Source organism: Enterococcus sp. FDAARGOS_553 (genome assembly GCF_003812305.1).
GTDB lineage: Bacteria > Bacillota > Bacilli > Lactobacillales > Enterococcaceae > Enterococcus_D > Enterococcus_D gallinarum.
This window is the reverse complement of sequence record NZ_CP033740.1, coordinates 115,747-137,028: the sequence shown is the minus strand read 5'-3', so window position 1 is coordinate 137,028 and position 21,282 is coordinate 115,747. Positions and strand designations below refer to the sequence as shown.

The 21,282-nt window shown below is 40.0% G+C and carries 23 protein-coding genes and 1 pseudogene; 21 read left to right on the top strand and 3 right to left on the bottom strand.

What is annotated here, in order from left to right; all coding sequences use genetic code 11:
• Window positions 1-16: 16 nt before the first annotated feature.
• From pepA to ytpR, 4 genes are all read left to right on the top strand, one after another.
• Window positions 17-1,093: a glutamyl aminopeptidase gene (gene pepA, locus EGX73_RS01055; RefSeq protein WP_003125824.1), complete on the top strand. Its 1,077-nt coding sequence runs from the start codon at window positions 17-19 to the stop codon at window positions 1,091-1,093.
• A 217-nt stretch (window positions 1,094-1,310) separates the two neighbouring features.
• Entirely contained in the window at window positions 1,311-1,625 is a 315-nt protein-coding gene (locus tag EGX73_RS01050; protein ID WP_003125825.1) for a thioredoxin family protein, read from the top strand.
• A gap of 18 nt (window positions 1,626-1,643) precedes the next feature.
• A complete protein-coding gene (locus tag EGX73_RS01045; protein ID WP_005470736.1) occupies window positions 1,644-2,099 on the top strand; it encodes a universal stress protein in 456 nt (151 codons plus the stop codon).
• 211 nt (window positions 2,100-2,310) lie between these two features.
• Complete coding sequence (gene ytpR, locus EGX73_RS01040) at window positions 2,311-2,922, top strand: YtpR family tRNA-binding protein (protein ID WP_003125829.1); 612 nt, start codon at window positions 2,311-2,313, stop codon at window positions 2,920-2,922.
• A 54-nt stretch (window positions 2,923-2,976) separates the two neighbouring features.
• On the opposite strand, the gene EGX73_RS01035 is transcribed toward ytpR, so the two are convergent.
• Window positions 2,977-4,284 (bottom strand): S1C family serine protease, encoded by a 1,308-nt coding sequence (locus tag EGX73_RS01035; RefSeq protein ID WP_005470737.1) that lies wholly within the window; start codon window positions 4,282-4,284, stop codon window positions 2,977-2,979.
• A 279-nt stretch (window positions 4,285-4,563) separates the two neighbouring features.
• Here EGX73_RS01035 and rlmH point away from each other — a divergent pair, with 279 nt between their 5' ends.
• Both rlmH and EGX73_RS01025 read left to right on the top strand, forming a co-directional pair.
• Window positions 4,564-5,043 carry a 23S rRNA (pseudouridine(1915)-N(3))-methyltransferase RlmH gene (rlmH, locus tag EGX73_RS01030; protein WP_003125832.1) on the top strand — a complete coding sequence of 160 codons (480 nt, stop codon included), beginning with the start codon at window positions 4,564-4,566 and terminating at the stop codon, window positions 5,041-5,043.
• 48 nt (window positions 5,044-5,091) lie between these two features.
• Window positions 5,092-5,940 (top strand): hypothetical protein, encoded by an 849-nt coding sequence (locus EGX73_RS01025; RefSeq protein ID WP_117474433.1) that lies wholly within the window; start codon window positions 5,092-5,094, stop codon window positions 5,938-5,940.
• 282 nt (window positions 5,941-6,222) lie between these two features.
• Here EGX73_RS01025 and EGX73_RS01020 read toward each other — a convergent pair whose 3' ends face one another.
• Complete coding sequence (locus tag EGX73_RS01020; RefSeq protein ID WP_003125834.1) at window positions 6,223-7,044, bottom strand: MurR/RpiR family transcriptional regulator; 822 nt, start codon at window positions 7,042-7,044, stop codon at window positions 6,223-6,225.
• A gap of 124 nt (window positions 7,045-7,168) precedes the next feature.
• Between EGX73_RS01020 and EGX73_RS01015 the strand changes: the two genes are divergently transcribed.
• From EGX73_RS01015 to EGX73_RS00995, 5 genes and pseudogenes are all read left to right on the top strand, one after another.
• Entirely contained in the window at window positions 7,169-8,245 is a 1,077-nt protein-coding gene (locus tag EGX73_RS01015; RefSeq protein ID WP_123866646.1) for a PTS transporter subunit EIIC, read from the top strand.
• Window positions 8,238-9,041 (top strand): glucose PTS transporter subunit IIA, encoded by an 804-nt coding sequence (locus tag EGX73_RS01010; protein ID WP_123866645.1) that lies wholly within the window; start codon window positions 8,238-8,240, stop codon window positions 9,039-9,041. Before EGX73_RS01015 ends, EGX73_RS01010 begins: the two co-directional genes overlap by 8 nt.
• 27 nt (window positions 9,042-9,068) lie before the next feature.
• Window positions 9,069-10,547, top strand: a pseudogene (locus EGX73_RS01005) (glycoside hydrolase family 1 protein).
• A 459-nt stretch (window positions 10,548-11,006) separates the two neighbouring features.
• On the top strand, window positions 11,007-11,690 hold the full coding sequence (locus EGX73_RS01000; protein ID WP_123866644.1) for a DUF4767 domain-containing protein: 684 nt from the start codon (window positions 11,007-11,009) through the stop codon (window positions 11,688-11,690).
• Between the two features lie 96 nt (window positions 11,691-11,786).
• A complete protein-coding gene (locus EGX73_RS00995; protein WP_029486531.1) occupies window positions 11,787-12,545 on the top strand; it encodes a TIM44-like domain-containing protein in 759 nt (252 codons plus the stop codon).
• A 448-nt stretch (window positions 12,546-12,993) separates the two neighbouring features.
• On the opposite strand, the gene EGX73_RS00990 is transcribed toward EGX73_RS00995, so the two are convergent.
• A complete protein-coding gene (locus EGX73_RS00990; protein ID WP_003125844.1) occupies window positions 12,994-13,752 on the bottom strand; it encodes a MurR/RpiR family transcriptional regulator in 759 nt (252 codons plus the stop codon).
• Window positions 13,753-13,915: 163 nt separating this feature from the next.
• Here EGX73_RS00990 and pfkB point away from each other — a divergent pair, with 163 nt between their 5' ends.
• The 10 genes from pfkB (at window position 13,916) to truA (ending at window position 21,263) form a co-directional block, all read left to right on the top strand.
• Entirely contained in the window at window positions 13,916-14,845 is a 930-nt protein-coding gene (gene pfkB, locus EGX73_RS00985; protein ID WP_041118766.1) for a 1-phosphofructokinase, read from the top strand.
• Between the two features lie 3 nt (window positions 14,846-14,848).
• On the top strand, window positions 14,849-16,285 hold the full coding sequence (locus tag EGX73_RS00980) for a PTS fructose transporter subunit IIC (protein ID WP_005470752.1): 1,437 nt from the start codon (window positions 14,849-14,851) through the stop codon (window positions 16,283-16,285).
• Between the two features lie 15 nt (window positions 16,286-16,300).
• Entirely contained in the window at window positions 16,301-16,756 is a 456-nt protein-coding gene (locus EGX73_RS00975) for a fructose PTS transporter subunit IIA (protein WP_005470755.1), read from the top strand.
• Window positions 16,757-16,775: 19 nt separating this feature from the next.
• Window positions 16,776-17,744, top strand: coding sequence for a tagatose-bisphosphate aldolase (lacD, locus tag EGX73_RS00970; RefSeq protein WP_005470757.1), 969 nt, complete (start codon window positions 16,776-16,778; stop codon window positions 17,742-17,744).
• A 236-nt stretch (window positions 17,745-17,980) separates the two neighbouring features.
• Window positions 17,981-18,469, top strand: coding sequence for a LysR family transcriptional regulator (locus EGX73_RS16445; RefSeq protein WP_021150185.1), 489 nt, complete (start codon window positions 17,981-17,983; stop codon window positions 18,467-18,469).
• Window positions 18,462-18,863, top strand: coding sequence for a LysR substrate-binding domain-containing protein (locus EGX73_RS16440; RefSeq protein WP_042620361.1), 402 nt, complete (start codon window positions 18,462-18,464; stop codon window positions 18,861-18,863). The genes EGX73_RS16445 and EGX73_RS16440 overlap by 8 nt, the downstream gene beginning before the upstream one ends.
• Window positions 18,864-19,014: 151 nt before the next feature.
• Entirely contained in the window at window positions 19,015-19,428 is a 414-nt protein-coding gene (locus tag EGX73_RS00960) for a cupin domain-containing protein (RefSeq protein WP_123866643.1), read from the top strand.
• 13 nt (window positions 19,429-19,441) lie between these two features.
• Window positions 19,442-19,759: a carboxymuconolactone decarboxylase family protein gene (locus tag EGX73_RS00955; RefSeq protein WP_005470766.1), complete on the top strand. Its 318-nt coding sequence runs from the start codon at window positions 19,442-19,444 to the stop codon at window positions 19,757-19,759.
• Window positions 19,760-19,854: 95 nt separating this feature from the next.
• A complete protein-coding gene (locus EGX73_RS00950) occupies window positions 19,855-20,361 on the top strand; it encodes a DinB family protein (RefSeq protein ID WP_003125858.1) in 507 nt (168 codons plus the stop codon).
• A gap of 161 nt (window positions 20,362-20,522) precedes the next feature.
• Window positions 20,523-21,263: a tRNA pseudouridine(38-40) synthase TruA gene (gene truA / locus EGX73_RS00945; protein ID WP_003125859.1), complete on the top strand. Its 741-nt coding sequence runs from the start codon at window positions 20,523-20,525 to the stop codon at window positions 21,261-21,263.
• The last annotated feature ends 19 nt before the right edge of the window (window positions 21,264-21,282 follow it).

The window sequence follows — 21,282 nt, the reverse complement described above, 5'->3', positions numbered from 1 at the left end:
TCAAGCCGAAAAAAGTATGGAAGAAAAAACGTTTCAACGAATCAAAGAATTAACAGAATTGCAAGGAACTAGTGGATTTGAACAGGATGTTCGGGCCTATATGCGGGAAGCGATGACTCCATTAGTGGACGAAATCCAACAAGATGGACTTGGCGGGATCTTCGGATTACGTCATCATTCAGATGCAGATGCACCACGCGTGATGCTAGCTGCTCATATGGACGAAGTTGGATTCATGTTGACACAAATCACCGAACGCGGGTTATTTAAAGTGACACCTCTTGGCGGTTGGAACCCTTATGTCGTTTCAGCACAACGCTTCACTTTAAAAACTGCGAAAGGCAACTATCCATGTATTTCTTCATCAGTGCCCCCACATTTACTACGTGGAACAGCTGGACAAAAAGCAGTAGAAGTAACGGACATTCTGTTCGATGCTGGTTTTGATTCTAAAGAAGAAGCGGAAAGTTTTGGCGTACGACCAGGTGACACCATCGTACCTCAAGTAGAAACAATCAAGACAGCGAATGGCAAAAACATTATTTCAAAAGCTTGGGATAATCGTTATGGCTGTACGGTTGTATTAGAAGCATTGGAAGCATTGAAAGAAGAACAACTGGGTCATACATTGATTGCTGGTGCCAATGTGCAAGAAGAAGTTGGCTTACGTGGTTCAAAACCTTCTGTCACGAAATTCCAACCAGATCTATTCTTCGCTGTTGACTGTTCACCAGCTGATGATACAGTGACGAAGAATGGGACTTTTGGGCATTTAGGTGAAGGTACACTGATGCGTATCTATGATCCAGGAATGATCATGTTGCCTCGGATGAAAGAATTCTTGCTGGACACAGCAGAAACAAACAATATCCCTTACCAATACTTTGTGTCTAAAGGCGGTACGGATGCTGGTGCAGCTCATATGGCCAATGAAGGAATTCCAAGTTCTGTGATTGGTGTACCAGGACGTTATATCCATACCCATCAAACACTATTCAGCATCGCTGACTTTGATGCTGCGAGAGAAATGGTGATCCAAGTCTTGAAAGGTTTGGATAAATCAACAGTTGCTACAATTGTAGAAGGAAAATAAAAATTAAGAGCTGTGATACGACTCAACGCTAGATCAGACCTATTTGGTTCAATTTTTGATCTGTTATTGTAACTGTTTACGATAATCAGGAAATGGGACAACTAGGGTGCTGTTTTCAGTGACTAGCATGGGCGTGTTCACAGCTCTTTTGCTTGTGAGTTGGTTCCCTGTTTTAAAAGGTGTATAATTTGATTAGAGAAAAGAAAGTGGTGAGCGTGTGATTGTTCCAAAAAATTTAGAAGAATTGGCAACATATGTCGAAAAAGGAAAGAATGTCTTCTTTTTTACAGCAGACTGGTGTGGGGATTGCCGTTATATTAAACCGCAATTGCCTGAGATCGAAGCAGATTTCCCTGAATTTCAATTTGTTGAAGTTGATCGTGATGCTTATATGGATGTGGCTGTGGAATGGAATATCTTTGGAATTCCAAGTCTTGTAGTGATCGAAGACGGCAAAGAACTTGGTCGTTTAGTCAACAAAGATCGAAAAACAAAAGCAGAAATCGAATCTTTCTTATCAAGTCTAAATTAAACTTTCGAGGTGAAAAACATGAGTGGGCAAAGATATCAAAATATTTTAGTAGGTGTCGATGGCTCCGACCAAGCCAATGAAGCGTTCAAAAAAGCAGTTGAAGTGGCACGACGCAATCAGGGGAAAGTCTATGTAGCGAATATCATCGATCAGCAGATCCCCACGATGATGGGATATGCTCCTTTAGATACAACGATCATTGAGCAGGAAAAGGATACTGCCCAAGAATTAATCGAATCCTGTAAACAATATGGTAAATCCGTTAATTTTGATTTGATCGAAGGGATCATTGCTTACGGCTCTGCGAAAGAAGCAATGGCCAAACAGTTACCAGAAAAATATGGGATTGATTTGATCATGGTAGGCCAATCCGGACTGAATGCAGTTGAGCGGTTTATCACCGGGAGTGTAGCGAGTTATATTATTCGCGAAGCGAAATGTGATGTGTTGGTTGTCTCTCCTAGCGAAGAATAAGCAAAAGACAAAGCTGTGACAGAAGATACAGAGACAGGAAAAAAGAGCAAGCGAGTGCTTTTTCATTCACTAGCTGCCTGTTGGTCTGATTTCTGTCGCAGTTTTTTTATGGATTGGGAAGTGCAGCGATTGTAAACTAAGAAAATTCCCATGACGAACAGACAAAAATTTGTTAAGATTATGGGCGGAATAAGTAAGAGGAGGAAGACAAGTGATTTTTTCATACAACAAAGAATATGTGGGCGATACTTTGATCGTGATCACAGCAGATGATAAAGGGCTGGAACAAACGGCTGTACGAAAAGGAAATGTCGCTCAAATCAAAAATGAAGAAGGTACGATCGTAGGTTGGAACTTCTTTCACATTTCTGATACAGTTGCCATTGAAGGAAACGGACAAGTAGTTTTGACGAAACAACAAGTGGAAACTTTGAACCGATTGATCACAGAAGCTGGCTTTACGGAGCAATTGGCAATTGATTTAGAGCCGAAAATCGTTGTGGGTTATGTCAAAACATGTGAACCACATCCAGATAGTGATCATTTATCTGTAACGGAAACAGAAGTCGGAGAAGGCGAGGTCCTGCAAATCGTTTGTGGTGCTGCCAATATTCGCAAAGGATTGAAAGTCGTTGTTGCTAAACCAGGGGCAATGATGCCGGATGGGTTATTGATCTGGCCAGGAACGCTTCGTGGCGTCGATAGCTACGGCATGATCTGTTCTGCTCGTGAACTGCACTTAGCAAATGCACCATTGAAAAAAGGAATTCTTGAATTACCACAAGATGCCGTTGTTGGTGAAGCTTTTCCAGTTGGAAAATAATAAAAAAGATCTGCCACGTCCTGTTTGTGTGGCAGATCTTTTTTTGACTTGAATTTAGTTGCTGCTGTCAGTCGATTGTTCATTGATCGAAGTATCTACAGATAGAACGACTTTGGCTGTTTTTTCTTCTTTGCCGCGGTAGAACGTCACTGTGATCGTATCACCGACTTTGTGCTTGTACAGTGCAGATTGTAGATCTGTGGTTGTGCTGATGTCGGTATCATCGATTTTCGTGATGACATCGTATTGTTTCAATCCTGCTTGTTCAGCTGGTGTCGCGTTATTTACTGAGTATACGACTACTCCGTCAGTGACAGAAGATGGTACTTTCAAGATTTGTTCTTGTTGTTGCGAAGTGATTGAGCTTAAGTTGATTGTTCGAATACCCAATGCTGGACGAACAACTTTGCCGTCTTTTTCTAATTGGTTGATAATATCGACAACGTCGTTACTTGGGATCGCGAAGCCCATTCCTTCTACGCTGACACTTGATGTTGATTCAGAAGTGCTGGCGATCTTGCTAGAGTTGATTCCGATCACTTGTCCTTCAACGTTGATCAGTGGACCACCAGAGTTTCCTGGGTTGATCGCTGCATCTGTTTGAATCGCATTGATGCTGACTGCTTCACCAGATTCATTTTGATTCGTTACTTGACGATTCAGAGAAGAAACAATCCCTTGCGTTACAGAATTTGCAAAGCTAGATCCTAATGGAGAACCAATCGCAATTGCTGGTTCGCCAACTTTTAGTGAATCAGAATCGCCGAAAGAAGCAACCGTGTCTACTTTATCAGAAGAGATGCGTAAAACAGCAAGGTCAGTGTAAGCGTCTGTTCCGACTAATTCAGCTTTGACTTTTGTGCCATCAGAGAGAACGACTTCCAAACCATCTTGTCCTTCTACTACGTGGTTATTCGTAACGATATACGCTTTGTCACCATCTACTTTATAAATCACGCCACTTCCTTCAGAAGAAGCTTCTAGTGAACTGTCATCGCCTGAATTCTCAGTCCCTGATCCTTGACCACCTTGCTGACCAGAGCCAAATAACCCTTCGAGGCCATTCGCATTATTTTGTTGCAAGTTGATGATCGAAACGACTGCTCCTTGCACTTTTTCGACTGCTTTTGTTACATCGCTGTTGACGTCATATTTAACATTGGAGACTTTCGTTTGTCCATTGTTATCTTGAACACCGCTGGTTGCGGTCGTTACAGGTGAAGTCAAAGAAGAGCCCATCGCCAGATAAAGTCCGCCGAAGGTCAACAAACCACCAACTACTCCGCCAAGAATGCCAATACCTAATTTTTTTAATAAGCCGGAAGAAGGTTTTCTTCCTGGTGTCACATTTTTTCGTACCATTTGTTATTCCCCCTATTGAATTGTTTGTATGTATTTATTATATTCTTTCTTTCTGACAATAGTCTACTAAGAGATTTTGAAAAAAATATGAAGAAGATAGGGAGGATTTAGACCAAAACAATGAAATTTCTTTTTTTAGACTACCAATCATTTTTTTAGTAAGAAAAGAGTCACTTGAAACGATTCGTGGTATCAATGGTACTATAGAAGAAAAAATTGGTACGCGACATATATTCTGAAAAGAAATTCCATTATAATGATAGCGGAAGGTGAGTGGTCATGAATATTAAAATCGTCACAGTAGGCAAATTAAAAGAGAAATATCTGATTCAAGGCATCAATGAATACGTGAAACGATTAGGTGCTTATTGTAAAATCCAATTCGTGGAAGTTCCTGATGAAAAAGCTCCAGAAAGTATGAGTGAAGCTGAAATGCTTCAAGTGAAAGAAAAAGAAGGTAAGAAAATCTTGGCAAAGATCAAAGACCAGGAATACGTCTTTGCATTAGCGATTGAAGGCAAAAATCCCACCAGTGAAGCTTTTGCCCAGCAGATCGAGCAATTAGGAATCCAAGGCAAAAGCCAACTAGTCTTCGTAATCGGCGGCTCCTTAGGTCTCAGCCAAGAAGTGATGCAGCGCAGCAACACCCAAATCTCTTTCGGCAAAATGACCTATCCCCATCAGTTGATGAAACTGATTCTAGTCGAACAAATCTATCGTGCTTTTCGCATCAATACAGGCGCGCCTTATCATAAGTGAGGGTGTTTTCTCCACGAAAGAAAAAATAGTAAAACAGAGGAGTAACAAATGAGTGAACTTAACCATTTTTCTGCATCTACATTAGCTGCGTTGCAAAAAGATGAGCAACATCCTTACTATGTTTATTGTTTGGTTGATCCTAGAAACAACCAGACTTTTTATATTGGGAAAGGCAAAGGTAACCGTATTTTTGCACATCGTCAAGCGGCTCTAAGTATGTTAAGTCAATCTGATTATTTTGAAGAAGATGAATCAGCTAGAACATTAAAAATAAAAACTATCCAAGAAATAAACGGAATGAATCTGCAACCATTGAGTTATATACTTAGCTATGGATTAACTGAGAATGAAGCTTACGCTAGTGAAAATGCGTTGATTAATTATGCTCAACTGATTCAAGGACTCTCTTTGACGAATTTAGTAAAAGGACATGGTTCTAAGCCAATGCTAGTGGAAGAGGTAGAAGAGCGATATGGATTTCAACCCATATCTGTAAATCAAATAGCAACGGATGAGTTGGTCTTAGCAGTAAAAGTGAGAGATGCTTTTGAACTTTGTAAAGATGAGTCAGATGAATATCCGATTGACGACAAATTTCGTGATGATCATAATTTAAAATCTCGTACGCTAGGTAATTGGGTAATTGGTTGTGATAAAATTCATCGGATTCGCTACATTATAGCGATTAATACTGGAGCAGATAATGCGGTTGTTGCTGCATATAAAGTCTCCTCTCAATATTCAGGATCGAAGAAAAACGAAAACGGACGGACACGCTATGCGTTTCGTGCACTCTCTCAAAGAGATGATACGTTAAGAGAGCTGAATTTATACAAACGATCGTTGCCGGAGATTAAATTTGGTAGTGGAAGTGCAATTGCATATATTAATCATTAGAAAAGTGTTTCAAGAAAAGCCCAACACTAAAATGATATGACGGGATAACTTAAATAACAAAAATGCTGATAATTGATTTTTCTAAGAAAGAAAACCTTATAGACAATAGTTAGATGGAAGTTGCAATTGAGAAGAAATACATTGGAAAAGTATTGCCGGCATATTTGCTAATAATGGTAGATGACTACTTCTTCCTAATTAAAAAATAAAACCTCAAAAAGAACTGCTAGTGATAGGTTTCTCATCACTAGCAGTTCTTTTGTCAATTTCATTCGTAGGTTATTATTGTTTGTGAGAGATTGTTGGAGGTTCAAGATACTGTCGATATTTACTAACGATGATATCCATAATGATTTGATAGATAAAAGAATGGGTTTGAAAAATAGTCTCATGAGGGAAAAGAATAACATCATGAACGAAACGATAGTTACGAACCTCTTCATTTGCTGTGATTACGAAAATCTTGGCTTTTGTGTTTTCAAATACATTTCTGTAGGGTATATCATCTCTAAGTTGTTGTCGCTGTAAAAAACCGCCAGAGTTAGAAAAAATAATCAATAGTGTCTCTTCATCGGCTTGTTCTATGAATTCGATTTGTTTGAGATCACTTTGATAAGTAATAATAAACTTTCCCGCATAAGCCAATTTGTATTGAAAATCAATGGCTGCTGATTCGGAAAATAGCAGTCCAAAAGCACCTACTTTATTATAGGTAGTCAGACATTTTGCTAACTCATCAATACTTCTCATGTTGCTTTGCTGTTTGAACGCACTAATATCTTTAATGATGGCATCTAAATAATCATCATAACCATTTTTTTCAATTGGATTGATAATATTTGAAATGTAATTTAAGTCGAAATGGTATTTATTTTCAGCAAAGGTTGAGGATTTTTTTAATTCATAATAATCTTCAAATCCGATGGAACGAGCAAATTTTGAAATGGTTGATTTAGAGACAGTGCATAAAGTAGCTATATCAGAGATACTTGATTTATCGATAATGCTATAGTTATTCAAAAGTGTCTGAGCGATATGGTAGTAGGTAGAAGAAGTTGTTTCATTGTTAAGAACAGTCAATAGTCTAATAATTAAGGGTCCCATAAATACTAGCTCCTATCTGTGAAAGAGTTTCCAAAAAACGAAATTTTTATTTAATATGTTGAAAAAATTGTATATTACACATGTATTATAACAAACATAAACAAAATTGATAGGAGTTGTAACAATGGGGAAAAATTATAGTGCTCTTTCCAAAAGTATTATTGATTATGTTGGTGGAACAGAGAATATCATTAGTCTTTATCACTGTATCACTAGATTGAGATTCAAGTTAAAAGATGAAAGTATTGCACAAAAAAATACCGATGAAATTAAGAAGATTTCCGGTGTCTTGTCCGTCGTCGAAGCAAATAATCAGTACCAAGTCGTTATTGGAAATGAAGTGGAAGATGTCTATAAAACGATCATGGCTAACTATGACATTAAAAGCGCCTTGGGATCAGACGAGTCGGAAGCATTAGATGATGACCGATCTGGAAATATCTTCATCCGCTTCTTTAATACACTGTCTTCCATTTTTAATCCGATTATTATGCCTTTAGCTGGGGCAGGAATGATTAAAGCCTTGTTAGTGGTTTTAATGACCTATCATTTTATGTCAGCAGATGGAAGTACCTATAAGATTCTTTCAGCAGCCGGCAATAGTGTATTTTTCTTCTTACCGTTATTTTTGGCTTTTAGTGCGGCCAGAGTGTTTAGAACAAATCAATTTATTTCATTAGCAATTGTAGCAGCACTTTTAGAGCCTAATTTCACAGCATTAGTCACAGAAAATGGTGTGACGGTTGATTTCTTAGGTATTCCAGCAATTTTAATAGGGTATTCTGGAACTGTCATTCCTGCGATTATTTCCATTTACCTCTATTCAAAGTTAGAAACGCTGCTAAAGCGAATGATTCCAAAGAGTTTAGAAATTTTTTTGTTGCCAATGGTTGCCCTTCTTATTATGGTTCCGCTAACTGTGTTAGTTGTTGGACCAATCGGCGTTACATTAGGGGATGGGATTGGAAGCGCTATGAACTTTATCAGTGACCGCAGTGGGTTACTGGCTGGTTTGATTATTGGGGCAGGATGGACTTTCTTGGTAATGATTGGCATTCATTGGGGTGTTGTGCCAATCATGATCAATAATCTTGCAGTCTATGGTTATGACGTTATTCGACCAATGGTTGCGGCTGCCACTTTTGCAAGTGCAGGTGTGGCGTTAGGCGTATTTTTAAGAAGCAAAGATAAAAATGTTTAAAGTGCTCTCGCTATCTGCGATTGTACCAGCTTTACTTGGTGGGATAACTGAACCCATCGTCTATGGCTTGTCGGTAAAATATAAAAAACCATTGATTGCCCAAACAATCGCAGGTGGAATTGCTGGAGCTTTCATGGGAGCAATGCAGACAAAGGCGATTGTCTATGTTTTTCCAGCATTAACAACGTTACCAGCCTTTTTGGGTGATACCTTTGTTTATTACCTCATCGGAATCGCTCTTGCTTTCTTCCTGTCAGCAATTTTAACTTTTGCTTTTGGACTGGGAGAAGAATCTTCATCAAGTAATGATGAAACAGAAGGTCAAGTCAATACAATCAGTTTACCATTGGATGGGGAAGTGATTGAGTTAGAAAAAGTCAACGATCCAGTGTTTTCAGAAAAAACGATGGGTGACGGATTTGCTGCAATACCAACTGATGGCGTAATTAAAGCACCATTTAGTGGAAAGGTCGAACTGGTTTTTCCTACAAAACATGCGATTGGATTAAAGTCAACATCTGGTGTAGAAGTATTGATTCATATTGGCATCAATACCGTTGAATTAAACGGCAACTATTTTGATTTAGCTGTTAAAGCAGGCGATGACATCCAAAAGGGGCAAAGAATCGGAAGTGTGGATATTGAAGGCATCCAGTCTGAAGGCTATGATCCAACCACGATCCTTGTAGTAACCAATTTGGATGATCTTGATGAGGTAGACATTATCGACTCTAAGGGTAAAATCATCCAAACTTTCACTGGCAAAAAAACGATACAAACAGAAATAATAGCATAAAAACAACAATCTGAAAGAGGTAATCGAATGAATAAAAGCTATTTTCCCAAGAACTTTCTTTGGGGCGGAGCAATTGCGGCGAATCAAGTAGAAGGGGCTTGGAACGTTGATGGAAAAGGGATGTCGGTAGCAGATGTCGCAATGTACAAACCTGATGTAGATAGGACAGATTATATCAGTCAATGGCACGTGTCTCCTGAACAAATCGAGGAAGCCATGTAGTCAAAAAACGATAAGTTATTTCCGAAAAGACGAGGAATCGATTTTTATCATCGTTACAAAGAAGACCTGGCATTAATTAAAGAAATGGGACTGAAATGCTTAAGGGTATCTATTGCATGGACAAGATTATACCCCAATGGGATTGAAAGTGAACCCAATCAAGCTGGAATCGATTTTTACGTAAGCTTATTTAAAGAGATGAAGAAGAATGGGATTGAACCTCTAGTCACATTGTCTCATTATGAAATGCCATTATATTTAGTCAATGAATATGACGGCTGGGTTTCCCGAGAAGTGATCGACATGTTTGTACGATTTAGCAAAACTTGCTTTGAACATTTCGGAAAGTATGTAAACTATTGGCTGACTTTCAATGAAATCGATAGCGTCTTTAGACACCCCTTCACTACGATGGGAGTGGTGGAAGAAAAGTACAAAACAAAAAAAGAAGCTGAAGAGGCCATTTATCAAGCGCTACATCATCAGTTTGTAGCTAGTTCCCTAGCGACTAAATATGCCCATCAAATCATTCCTAATGCGCAGGTGGGGTGCATGGTTACAAGAGCTTTAGCTTATCCGTTAACCTCAAATCCAGTGGACGTGATGCTAGCCCAACAACATAATCGGGAGAACTACTTTTTTTCTGATGTGCAGGTTTTTGGAACGTATCCGACTTTTGTCAAAAATTACTGGCAAGAGAACAATTTTTCCATTGAAATGGTGGAAGGGGATGAGGAGATCATTCAGCAACACACAGTGGATTTTGTCTCTTTTAGTTATTATATGTCTATGATTAAAACAGAAGATGAAGAAGATCGGGAAAAAGTTGGCGGAAATTTAGTCACCAGTGTGAAGAATCCTTATCTTGATACAAGTGATTGGGGTTGGCAAGTAGATCCAACAGGATTGAAAATTGCATTAATCGACATGTACGATCGTTATAGAATGCCTCTGTTCATTGTTGAGAGCGGGATTGGTGCTTTTGATGCGTTTGAAGATGGAAAAGTGCATGATGATTATCGCATAAAGTATTTTGAAGACCATTTTAAAGCGGTCAATGAAGCCATCAGAAAAGGCGTTGAAGTAATGGGTTATACTACGTGGGGATGTATTGACTTAGTAAGTGCATCGACTTCTCAAATGTCAAAACGATATGGATTTATCTATGTGGATGCGGATGATGAAGGGAACGGAACCTATGATCGGTTTAAAAAGGATAGCTTTTACTGGTACAAACAGGTGATTGCGACTAATGGAGCTTCTTTGGTTAAAGAAAATAATTAAGGATTAAACATCAAAAAAATTGAGAGCAAAGTTGTTTGGAAAGGCAACTTGCGTCAAAAGGTCCAATCATCTTGATTCGATGGTTGGACTATTTTATTGCAAAGCTGGGAAAAATAGCTAGTCGACCAAAGGCATCAAAAAAGGCGAACCGCAACTCTTAGGGAACAAACGAGCATTTTGTCATTAGTTGAAATATTTAAGCAAACTTGCGAAGAAAAGCGCAAAGGATTCAATGTTTTCAAAACAACTACACTAAACTGTTTTTTTATTTTTATGGTCCTAAAAGTAACCTTCGCAGTTCTAAATCCATAGCAATGCCATGTAATGTTATTTATCAATCTCATGTATGAGGAAGTTGTGAGAAAAAACTTCGCAAAAATTTAGTAAGCATTTAGTATATGGTCTGCTACTATATGTACACTGAATACTCCTTAAGGGTGGTTTAATAAATGAAAAAAAATGCTAGTAACAACGATGGGTCTACTGCTTTTTTTGGCTGGCTGTTCCGCAAATAAAACAGAGGAAACATCTTCTACAGAAAAAGTCGTGACAACGGAGTCAAGCACGTCTCAATCAATTTCAACCAAAACAGCTAACGCTACGAGTACCGAAGCGTCTAAAAACAGGACCACTGAATCATCTGAACAACAATCGTCAAATGAGCAAAGCGCACAACCACAAGCTTCCACGAATACTGCACAAGCAAGTCAACCGGTGACACACGTTTTGTGGGATGCTTCCAAGTCTGCAGAGCTTGCGACGTTTATGCAGAGTTGGGGACAAGAAATGGGGCAGCAATATCGAAGCTATGACGACCATGTGCAAGCGAATTACTATGGTCTCCAAGTACCTCAAGATATTTTTGATGGTAAATGGACAACCGTCATTAATCAAACGCCCGTCTCGGTGGAGTGGTCAGAAAATGGTGAGGGACAAGCCGATTTTCAGATTGTGGCAATCTATTCGGACATCGACCATGCTACACCAGCTGGAGGGCATCTCTATTTCTTTGGCTTCCAGCAAAAGCAGCCAAAAGTTCTAATCACACAACAAAATCAAGGAAATCAAAACAATTATCTGTATTTTAAAGAGACAGCGAATGAATCATTAAAAAATGCATTTATTCAGCTTGCCAATCGTTAAACAGTGCTAAGATGAAGAACACTTGGAACTGAATGGCATGAAAAAGATTTTGAAAAAATTGTCGGGCTTTCTGAGTCAGACAAAAGAGGGTATCCAATGAAGAAACACTACTTTATGGCTTTTTTACTTAGTTTATTCTTTTTATTTGCTCTGCCAGTGCAGGGAATGGCAGTTGCTGGGGGACACGGCGGTGGTTCGACCAGTCGTGGCGGATCCGGTGGCGGCTTTGGCGGTGTCACAACAGTTGATGACTATTCGGATCATTATTCCAGAGCTTCTTGGGGAAGACGAGGGTATGGATATTATAGCCCCTATGGTTCATCATCAGTTATAGAAAATTATGTTTTGGTTGGGGCGTCAGTAGGCGGAGCCGCGATTCTCTCTTTAGTTAAACGAAAAAAAGACCAACGAACCAGAAGGAATGATTTATTCGCTCAAATTCCTGGTAATAAAAAGGAAAAGAAAAAACTGCTTGACGAAATCCAACAGACTTTTTTTGCGATCCAAACCGCTTGGGATCAAGAAGCACTTGAAAAATCCAGCAGACACTATACTGAAAAACTATTGTTGGAACACAGTCAAGTATTGCAACAGAATAAAGAGGATGGTATAAAAAATCATACAAAGAAAGTCATCCTACATCAAGTGGAGAATTATCGACAACTTCGTGCAGACAGCTTCTCCATTCGAATTGATTTCAGTTGTTGCGATTATGTGGAAGACCGGGTGAGTAAGCAGATCCTCTCAGGAAAGAAACATCGAAAACAATCTTTTTCTCAACTATGGTATTTTAACTATTCTGAGAAAGAGGGGAAATGGCAGGTTGATTTTATTCAACCAATTGATTTGGATTAAGCAAGAGCGGGCTGGTGATAGTCGTAGTTGTTGGGTTAAATGCATGCATACGATGAAACATTCTACTAAGTTTTAGGTTTTAGTTATTCGAGTTAAGTTATCCAGTAAAGTTGCTGACTCCTAATGCCTGACGTTTCGTACCGACGATAATCAGGAGGCGAAATAAAGGAAGCATTTCTATACGCAAACAGTTCAAAAAAATCTTTCGATCAGATAGACGGTTACGAACCGCTTTATCAAATCGAAAGATTTTTTTTCGGATGATCATTTTTTGACAAAAAAATATAAGCAAATTTAACTGGATAAAAATCAAAGAACCCCATCGTTTGACGAGTATCGAATTCTATATGAATAACTGCAAAAACAATGCGTTCAGCGTGAATCATTTCATTTTGAAAAATCTCAAATCAACTACAGTTTCCTTACCGGTTATGATTTTCTCAAGATATCAGTGCCTCTTTGATTCTGCAGTCCGCAGCGCATATGCGTCGAGCAAGATTCTAGCAAGGATCGAGAGGGGCAGTCTTGAACGAACTTCATAGTCTGGAAAGAAGGAGCCTTCTGATTTGAAGCCAACAAAAGGAATTTCGATATGCGCCATTAAGCTAGAGTGCCGATTGGCTGTCAGCAGAATGGTACCGATCTCCGCTTCATAACAGTTTTCAGCTGCGGTGATCAATTCTTTGGTTTCACCATTTAAAGAAACGAAGATCACGATATCTTCCTTTGATAGTTTCTTACTGATGTTCTTAATGATGTTGGGATCGGTATGCATCTCACAGTATTTGCCAGTAAGCTGAAATTTGACCATCATTTCTTGAGCAATCAGTTCAGAAAATCCACGAGCAAAAATCATGATTCGTCTAGCAGCTTTGATTCGTTGGATCGCGTCTTCGATATTGCCGCTTTCCACCATATTGATCGTGCGGATCACTTCTTGTTCATTCTTTAGAATCGCCGTCTTTATCCCTTCGTCCACCTTATCAAGCGCTGCAAAATTGATATTGGTATTATCTTTTTCTTTTAGTGAATGCTTGAAAGCAGTAAACCCCTCGTATCCTTTTTTCTTCATGGTACGAACAACAGTCGCCGTTGAAACGTTTGCATATTCACTTAATTTTATAATGGAGCAAGACGGAATCTCAAGGATATGACTTTGGATAAAATCCCACAGGTATTGCTCTGACTCACTTAATTTTGTATCCATGTTCTGCCTCCCTTCAGCTAGTCTTTATTGTAAATCGAAAGATTCACCTACTTCAAGGTCATGAAGTATTTCTTGTAAAAGTTTTCAGCGGTTTTGTTTATTTATGAAAACATTTACATCAAGTAGTGATCCATAATAGGTTTGTAGGAAAGGAGGGGCGCAAATGGCTGTTTATACATGTACGTTAAATCTAGCGATCGATCTTTTTATCGAAACAGATGAGATGAAACCATTTCAAGTGAATCGCACAAAGGATGATGATATCCAAGCCAATGGAAAAGGGGTCAATGTCTCATTGATCATGAAAAAACTTGGTATCGATAGTACAGCATTAGGGTTCAAAGCTGGTTTTACTGGTAATTATATTGAGGACTACTTGCATCAACAAGCGATTCAGACCGATTTTATTCCCGTTCCGGGATTTACGCGAATCAACGTTTTTACGCATGTAAATCGCGATAATAAGGAGTACAAACTTGTGAATAAGGGACCTGAAATTTCAAAAAAGCAGATCAATCTTTTGCTAGAACAAATTAGACATCTGCAAGCTGGTGACTATCTCTGTGTATCTGGGAGTATGCCACAAGGTGTCTCGCCCAAAATTCTTATAGCAATCAGTCGTATTTGCTTTGAAAAGCAAGTGAATCTGATTATTGATTCAAGTTATTCAGAGGTGTTGGAATGTCTGCCTTATCAGCCTTTCTTGTTAAAGCCCAATGAAGAAGAGCTGCAAGCATGGTATCAGACCGAAATCAATGATCGCAAAGGCTATATCGACTACGCCAAACGATTGGTGGCTAGTGGTGCGCAACATGTGCTGCTCTCTTTAGGAGGAGAAGGCGGCCTTCTCTTGACAAAAGATACGGTCTACTCTGGAAACTCTCCTAAAGGCAAAGTAGTGAATACAGCATGTGCTGGAGACACGTTGTTAGGAACATTTCTTGCAGGGTATTTAACAGGTGAGCCGCTGGATGTCAATTTGAAGAAAGGATTAGCTGCTGGAAGTTCAACCGCTTTTCGTAAGGGACTAACTGATTTTTCGGATGTTGCAGAGTTGGAAGAACAAATTGAAATCAAAAGAAGGAGCGAATAAAAAATGACCACTTACAAGATTGTTGCTGCAACGGGCTGTCCCACTGGGATCGCCCATACCTATATGGCACAAGAAGCGTTGGAACAAGCCGCCAAACGCAAAGGAATAGCTATTAAAGTAGAGACTCATGGACAAGTGGGGATAGAAAACCAGTTAACGCCAGAAGAGATAAAAAATGCAGATGCGGTCATTATTGCTGCAGATAAAGATGTCCAAGCGGAACGTTTTGCGGGAAAACGCGTGATCAATGTTCCGGTCAGCAAAGGAATCAAAGATGCCGATCAGCTAATTGAAGAAGCATTGAGAGGGTCGCTGATTGCAGAAAACAAGACGGTCGATGCATTGGAGCAAGCAGATGGGGGAATGGCTGCTGGAATCGGACATAGTATTTATAAAAATCTGATGAATGGTGTTTCTCATATGCTGCCATTTGTCGTAGCAGGGGGCGTGATCATCGCCGTCTCATTCGCAATCTGGGGTGTCTACTCTTTTGATCCTAATGATCCCACCTATAATCCGACATCAGCGATGTTAAAAGGAATTGGGGATACAGCAATGGGAATGATGGTCCCTATTTTAGCGGCTTACATTGCTGAAGGGATTGCTAAACGACCTGGTTTGGTGGTGGGATTTGTCGGCGGCCTGTTGGCCAATGCTGGTGGCGCTGGTTTTCTAGGCGGGATCTTTGCTGGATTCTTAGCTGGGTACTTTATTCTGTTCTTGCAAAAAGTCATGAAAGGATTACCGAAACAATTAGATGGATTGAAGGCTATTTTCTTATATCCAGTGATTGGTGTTTTAGTCATTGGTGTGGTGATGTCTTTGTTAGCAAGCCCGATGGAGGCGATCAATCAAGGTATGATGGATTTCTTGGCAGGATTCCAGAATTCGAATCCATTGATTTTAGGCATCATTGTTGGCTGTATGTCCGCATTTGATATGGGCGGTCCCGTCAATAAAGCCGCTTACGTTACGGGAACGGCATTGTTAGCTCAAGGAAACCATACCTTTATGGCAGGTGTTTCTGCGGCATGTATCGCGCCACCATTGATTACGGGATTTGCTGTCTTATTTTTTGGGAAATATTTTGATACGAACGACCGCAATGCAGGGCTAGTCAACTTTATTTTAGGATCAACGCATATTACTGAAGGGGCGATTCCATTTGCAGCCAAAGATCCTCTGCGTGTTCTGCCTACGATGATGTTGGGTTCATCGATCGCAGCGGTTTTGACCTATATGTTTGGAGTCCAAGTTCCTGCTCCTCATGGCGGCTTCTTAGTATTGCCGGTTGTCACGGGGAAAATTGCTTGGGTAGGTTCGATTTTACTTGGCTCGATCATAGGTGGAGTGATTTTAGGGTTCATCCAAAAACGCAGTGTACAAAAACGTGAAGCAGAAGTTTCAGCTGATGAATGGAAAGAAACAGCGAAAGAATAGAAAAGAGGAAGACAAATGACGTTGATCAAAACAGACCACATTTTTATGAAGCGAGATTTTGTGACACAAGACGAAATAATGACCTTCCTTGCAGCACAAGCAGTTACTCTAGGCATCAGCAGTGATCAAGCTGCTGTTTATAGAAAATTGCTAACAAGAGAAGAGGAGAGTACAACGGGGATGATGGATGGATTTGCTATCCCTCATGCGAAAGATCACAGTATCGAAGAAGCCAATGTCATCATCGTCCAATTAAATAGCAAAATCGATTGGAAAAGTTTGGATGGGGAAGGAACTGATTTTATTATTGCTCTTTTTATACCTGATTCAGAAGCGGGAACGACACATTTGAAACTATTGTCTCAAGTGGCACGGCTTTTGATGCATAAAGAGGTGACAAATTGTTTGAAGCAAGCACAGTCTCCTGATGAAATTGCCGAAATTTTAAATGGAAAACTGGCAGAAAACTAAAAAAGGAAGTAGTGAAAGCATGACATTATCAAATAAGCAAGCATATATCCAACAGCTATGTAATGAAAATGGCATTATTAGTGCTTTAGCCATTGATCAACGAGGGGCTTTGAAAAAAATGATTGGCAGATTCCAAGACCATTCAGTCACGACAGAGCAAATCAGTGCCTTCAAAAAAATCGTGTCAGCCGAGTTGACGCCCTATGCCTCAGCAATTTTACTAGATCCAGAGTATGGATTGCCAGCAGCCCAAGTTCGGGATGAACAAGCTGGATTATTGTTAGCCTACGAGAAAACCGGTTATGATGCTTCAACTCCGGGTCGTTTGCCTGATCTTTTGTCCAACTGGTCTGTGAAACGGCTAAAAGAAAATGGCGCGGATGCTTGTAAGTTTTTGCTCTATTATGATGTGGACGAACCTGACGAGATCAATGATCAAAAGAAGGCATTTATCGAACGGATTGGTTCGGAATGCCTTGCTGAAAATCTACCATTTTTCTTAGAACTGGTTTCTTATGATGCTGCTATCCCAGATACCACTTCGAAAGAATATGCTTTGAAAAAACCTCATAAAGTAAATGATATGATGCGAGAATTTTCGCAAGCATACTATGGCGTTGATGTCTTGAAAGTGGAAGTCCCTGTGAATATGAACTATGTAGAGGGCTATGCGGAGGAAGCTGCTTATACTAAAGAAGAAGCGGCGGTTTATTTCAAAGAGCAAGCGGAAGCAACGGATCTGCCCTATATTTTCTTGAGTGCAGGGGTTTCAGCTGAATTGTTCCAAGAAACACTGCAATTTGCCAAAACATCCGGCTCAAAATTCAATGGCGTACTTTGTGGACGAGCAACCTGGGCAAACGGTGTAGAGCCTTTTGTGACTCAGGGAGAAGGTGCGGCGAAAGAGTGGCTGCAGACCCAAGGACGTACAAATATTGAAGCGCTAAACAATGTTCTGCAAAAGACTGCTACACCGATTCGCTTGTAATAAAAACGTCCTTTAGAAACAACTGAAATTCAATTCTATCGGTTCCTTCGTTCTCTTCAGTGAATGAAGGGCCTTTTTGTTTGGATGAACCAAACGAATAGCGGTCAAGAATTTCTAGTTAGGTGGTAGAATAAAGCTAGTATTCGTTGTTACAGATAAATAAGGATGCGTTCTTTTCCCGAAAATCTGAGATAACAGTAGGAAAAATGTTGTGTCATAGAAGAAAGGAGTTTTCGATGGAAACTCGTGTATTAAAGTATTTTCTAGCAATAGCCGAGGAACAAAATATTACCCAAGCAGCTAAAAAGCTGAACATTACGCAACCCACTTTAAGCAGACAAATTCGAGAGTTTGAAGAGCGTTTGCACACAGAATTGTTTGTGCGCCAAAATAAGAAACTTTATTTAACAGAAGCAGGTCTGTTTTTAAAAAAGCGCGCAGAAGAAATTCTTGAATTGAATCAGAAAACAGAACAAGAATTGTTCAATTATCAGGAGACGATTCTGAATGGACAAATTGCGATTGGTTGTGTGGAAGCAGAAAACTCCTATTTGCTCACACAAATCATCGAAGAAATGGTTACTGATCACCCCCAAGTGTCTTTTACTATTTTTAGCGGAACTAGTAATGATATTCTGGAAAAACTTGATAAAGGCTTGCTTGATGTGGCGATTTTGATTGATCCTGCAACGACGGATCAATACAATCGGCTGACCATTGCCTAAGAAAGAAGTCTGGGGGCTGTTTGTTGCAAATGAACACCCGTTGGCTGATCAAAGCAGTATCTCACCTGCAGACATCCTCACCACACCGTTGATTTGTTCGAGTCGTAAAGAAGTTTTGGAAATGTTTTGCACGTGGGGGGGATTCGTTGAAAAAGAGTTGACAATCGTTGGGAGATACAATTTGATTTTTAATGTGCTTTTATTGGTCGAAAACAATGTTGGTGCTGCTTTAGCAATTGCTGGAGCGATTCATCATCGAGAAAACCAAATAAAATTCATCCCCTTTTCGCCACCTCTGGAAACGAACTGTGTTCTGGTATGGAGGAAAGAGACGATTTTGGCGCCGACAGTCCAAACATTTTTGAAGAAATTCAAGCATGCTTTGCAAGCATAGAAATCAGCTTAACAAGTATTGGACGTTATGTGGATCAAGCAGTAACATGAACTTGTAAGTTATTGAAAGGATTGCCGCTTTATTGATTGTGAAAGCTGACAAAATGGCACAATGGTATCAGACAAAGAGGTATGCAAGGAGGAGACAAGCAATGGCAAAATTTGAAGAGGTAAAAGATGGCGTGATTTTCCCAAGTGGCGCAAAAAATGAAGCGTATGCCCAATACTTTGTTGAACAAAGTTATTTAAACACTTTAGTTGCAGACCCCTCGGTCAATGTTGGCGTTGGGAATGTAACTTTTGAGCCAGGTTGCCGCAATAATTGGCATATTCATCATGATGGTTATCAGATTTTGCTGATTACTGGTGGTGAAGGCTGGTATCAAGAAGAAGGAAAACCAGCCCAATTTTTGACAGCAGGAGATATTGTCGTCACCCATGATGGCATCAAGCATTGGCATGGCGCAGCAAAAGATAGCTGGTTTGAACATCTGGCTATTACTGCCGGAACGCCTGAATGGCTCGAAGCTGTGGCGGAGGAAGACTATCAGCAGTTACAAAAATAAGGAGGCAATGAGAATGAAAAAACAAACAGCAGGAAGCGAACGATTGGGTGACTTCGCCCCTCAGTTTGCGGCATTGAATGATGACGTATTATTCGGAGAAGTGTGGTCTAGAGAACAAGAATTGTCCGCCAGAGATCGCAGTTTGATCACTGTTGCCAGCCTTTTGACACAAGGTGTGCCTCAATTAGAAGCTCATTTACGAATCGCCAAAGAAAATGGTGTGACTCAAGCAGAGATCGTTGAATTGATCACACACTTGGCTTTCTATGCCGGATGGCCTAAAGCATGGTCGGCATTCAATTTAGCCAAAGAAATTTATGCGGAAGAATAATTTTTCAGTCCTTTTTACCAGCAGGTTGATTCATTGGTTTCTCCCTTTTTCTGTAGTAGAGTAAAGATAAGCACTTACTAAAGAGGAGGAGTATCATGAAGGAAACACAATTGACGATCGAGACATTGCAACGGGCCCAAGAACGATTTGAAGAAACGTTGGCGCAAATGAGTATCGCGGAAGCGAACACGATGCCGGAGCCACTGATTAAGTCAGTCACTTGGCTGATCTGGCATACCGCTCGCGAAATCGATCTGCAGATTTCCGCATTAGCGGATCAAGAACCACTTTGGCTAGCGGACTGGACGAAGCGATTTGCTTTGGATTTGCCTGACGATACAGAAGATTGGCGTCATACACCAGAAGAAGCCGCCAAGGTAATTGTTAATCAAAAAGAACTATTAGTGGATTATCTTTCTGCTAGTGTCGAGTTAGCAGTTAATTACCTTCAGTCTATCGATGAAACTAGCTTATCAGAAGTGATTGATGAGAACTGGACGCCAGCTGTGACACGACAAGCTCGGATCGTCTCCATCGTCGATGATGCAGTCATGCATTCGGGCCAAGCAGTCTATACAAGGAGATTAGTGATTGGGAAATAAAAGTTTTTAATGACATCAGAAATTTGAATCTTTGGCTGTTTTCTTGAAATATCGCTAAAATCTTCTTTAGAGCATTTACACCGGTGACGGGTTCCCTTATGATAAGCAAGGGAACCCGTTTTTTTGGGGTAAATCATTGATGACAGGAGCAATTAACATAAATGAGAAATATTAAACTTACGATTGAATATGATGGCAAGCGCTATCTGGGGTGGCAACGTTTAGGCGATTCTGATCGAACGATCCAAGAGAAAATTGAAAGTATTTTGACACAAATGACAAATGAAAAAATCGAAATCATCGGGTCTGGACGTACAGATGCAGGGACGCATGCGAGAGGACAAGTAGCCAATTTCAAGACAGCAAGCGATTTGTCCCCCGAAAAAATGTTGCAATTCCTGAATCGCTACCTACCTCAAGACATCGTCATCAAAGAGGTCGCAGAAGCCTCTGAACGGTTCCATGCCCGTTACAATGCGACCGGCAAACAATACAGTTATTATGTTTGGAATAGTCCGATTCCAACCGTATTTGAACGTCATCGGAGTTTTCATTGTCCGCAAGAGCTTGATTGGGACAAAATGCAAGCAGCTTGTGAGAAGTTTATTGGCACTCATGATTTTATTGGCTTTTCTGCATTAAAAAAGACCAAAAAATCCACTACTCGTACAATCGAGGAACTCTCACTCACAAGAGAAGGAGATATGCTGCGTTTTCGCTTTAAAGGAGATGGCTTTCTTTATAAAATGGTACGGATCATCACCGGGACGATTTTAGAGATTGGTGCGGGTACAATGGACATTTCGGCGATCGATGAGATATTTACGAATCAAGTCCGAAAAGCAGCCGGAGAGACAGTGCCTTCCCAAGGATTGTTCCTAGATGCTGTTTACTACCACTAAAAAAATAGAGCTTAAAAGT

Bases quoted from the DNA above. Each gene is read 5' to 3' on its own strand.
- EGX73_RS00995 (WP_029486531.1), top strand. From the start codon at position 11,787: ATGAAGAAACACTACTTTATGGCTTTTTTACTTAGTTTATTCTTTTTA.
- EGX73_RS01020 (WP_003125834.1), bottom strand. From the start codon at position 7,044: ATGGGACCCTTAATTATTAGACTATTGACTGTTCTTAACAATGAAACA.
- EGX73_RS01025 (WP_117474433.1), top strand. From the start codon at position 5,092: ATGAGTGAACTTAACCATTTTTCTGCATCTACATTAGCTGCGTTGCAA.
- truA (WP_003125859.1), top strand. From the start codon at position 20,523: ATGAGAAATATTAAACTTACGATTGAATATGATGGCAAGCGCTATCTG.
- EGX73_RS00980 (WP_005470752.1), top strand. From the start codon at position 14,849: ATGACCACTTACAAGATTGTTGCTGCAACGGGCTGTCCCACTGGGATC.
- EGX73_RS01010 (WP_123866645.1), top strand. From the start codon at position 8,238: ATGTTTAAAGTGCTCTCGCTATCTGCGATTGTACCAGCTTTACTTGGT.
- EGX73_RS01000 (WP_123866644.1), top strand. From the start codon at position 11,007: ATGCTAGTAACAACGATGGGTCTACTGCTTTTTTTGGCTGGCTGTTCC.
- EGX73_RS01015 (WP_123866646.1), top strand. From the start codon at position 7,169: ATGGGGAAAAATTATAGTGCTCTTTCCAAAAGTATTATTGATTATGTT.
- EGX73_RS00960 (WP_123866643.1), top strand. From the start codon at position 19,015: ATGGCAAAATTTGAAGAGGTAAAAGATGGCGTGATTTTCCCAAGTGGC.
- EGX73_RS00990 (WP_003125844.1), bottom strand. From the start codon at position 13,752: ATGGATACAAAATTAAGTGAGTCAGAGCAATACCTGTGGGATTTTATC.
- EGX73_RS01045 (WP_005470736.1), top strand. From the start codon at position 1,644: ATGAGTGGGCAAAGATATCAAAATATTTTAGTAGGTGTCGATGGCTCC.
- EGX73_RS16445 (WP_021150185.1), top strand. From the start codon at position 17,981: ATGGAAACTCGTGTATTAAAGTATTTTCTAGCAATAGCCGAGGAACAA.
- lacD (WP_005470757.1), top strand. From the start codon at position 16,776: ATGACATTATCAAATAAGCAAGCATATATCCAACAGCTATGTAATGAA.
- EGX73_RS00975 (WP_005470755.1), top strand. From the start codon at position 16,301: ATGACGTTGATCAAAACAGACCACATTTTTATGAAGCGAGATTTTGTG.
- pfkB (WP_041118766.1), top strand. From the start codon at position 13,916: ATGGCTGTTTATACATGTACGTTAAATCTAGCGATCGATCTTTTTATC.
- EGX73_RS00955 (WP_005470766.1), top strand. From the start codon at position 19,442: ATGAAAAAACAAACAGCAGGAAGCGAACGATTGGGTGACTTCGCCCCT.
- rlmH (WP_003125832.1), top strand. From the start codon at position 4,564: ATGAATATTAAAATCGTCACAGTAGGCAAATTAAAAGAGAAATATCTG.
- pepA (WP_003125824.1), top strand. From the start codon at position 17: ATGGAAGAAAAAACGTTTCAACGAATCAAAGAATTAACAGAATTGCAA.
- EGX73_RS01035 (WP_005470737.1), bottom strand. From the start codon at position 4,284: ATGGTACGAAAAAATGTGACACCAGGAAGAAAACCTTCTTCCGGCTTA.
- EGX73_RS00950 (WP_003125858.1), top strand. From the start codon at position 19,855: ATGAAGGAAACACAATTGACGATCGAGACATTGCAACGGGCCCAAGAA.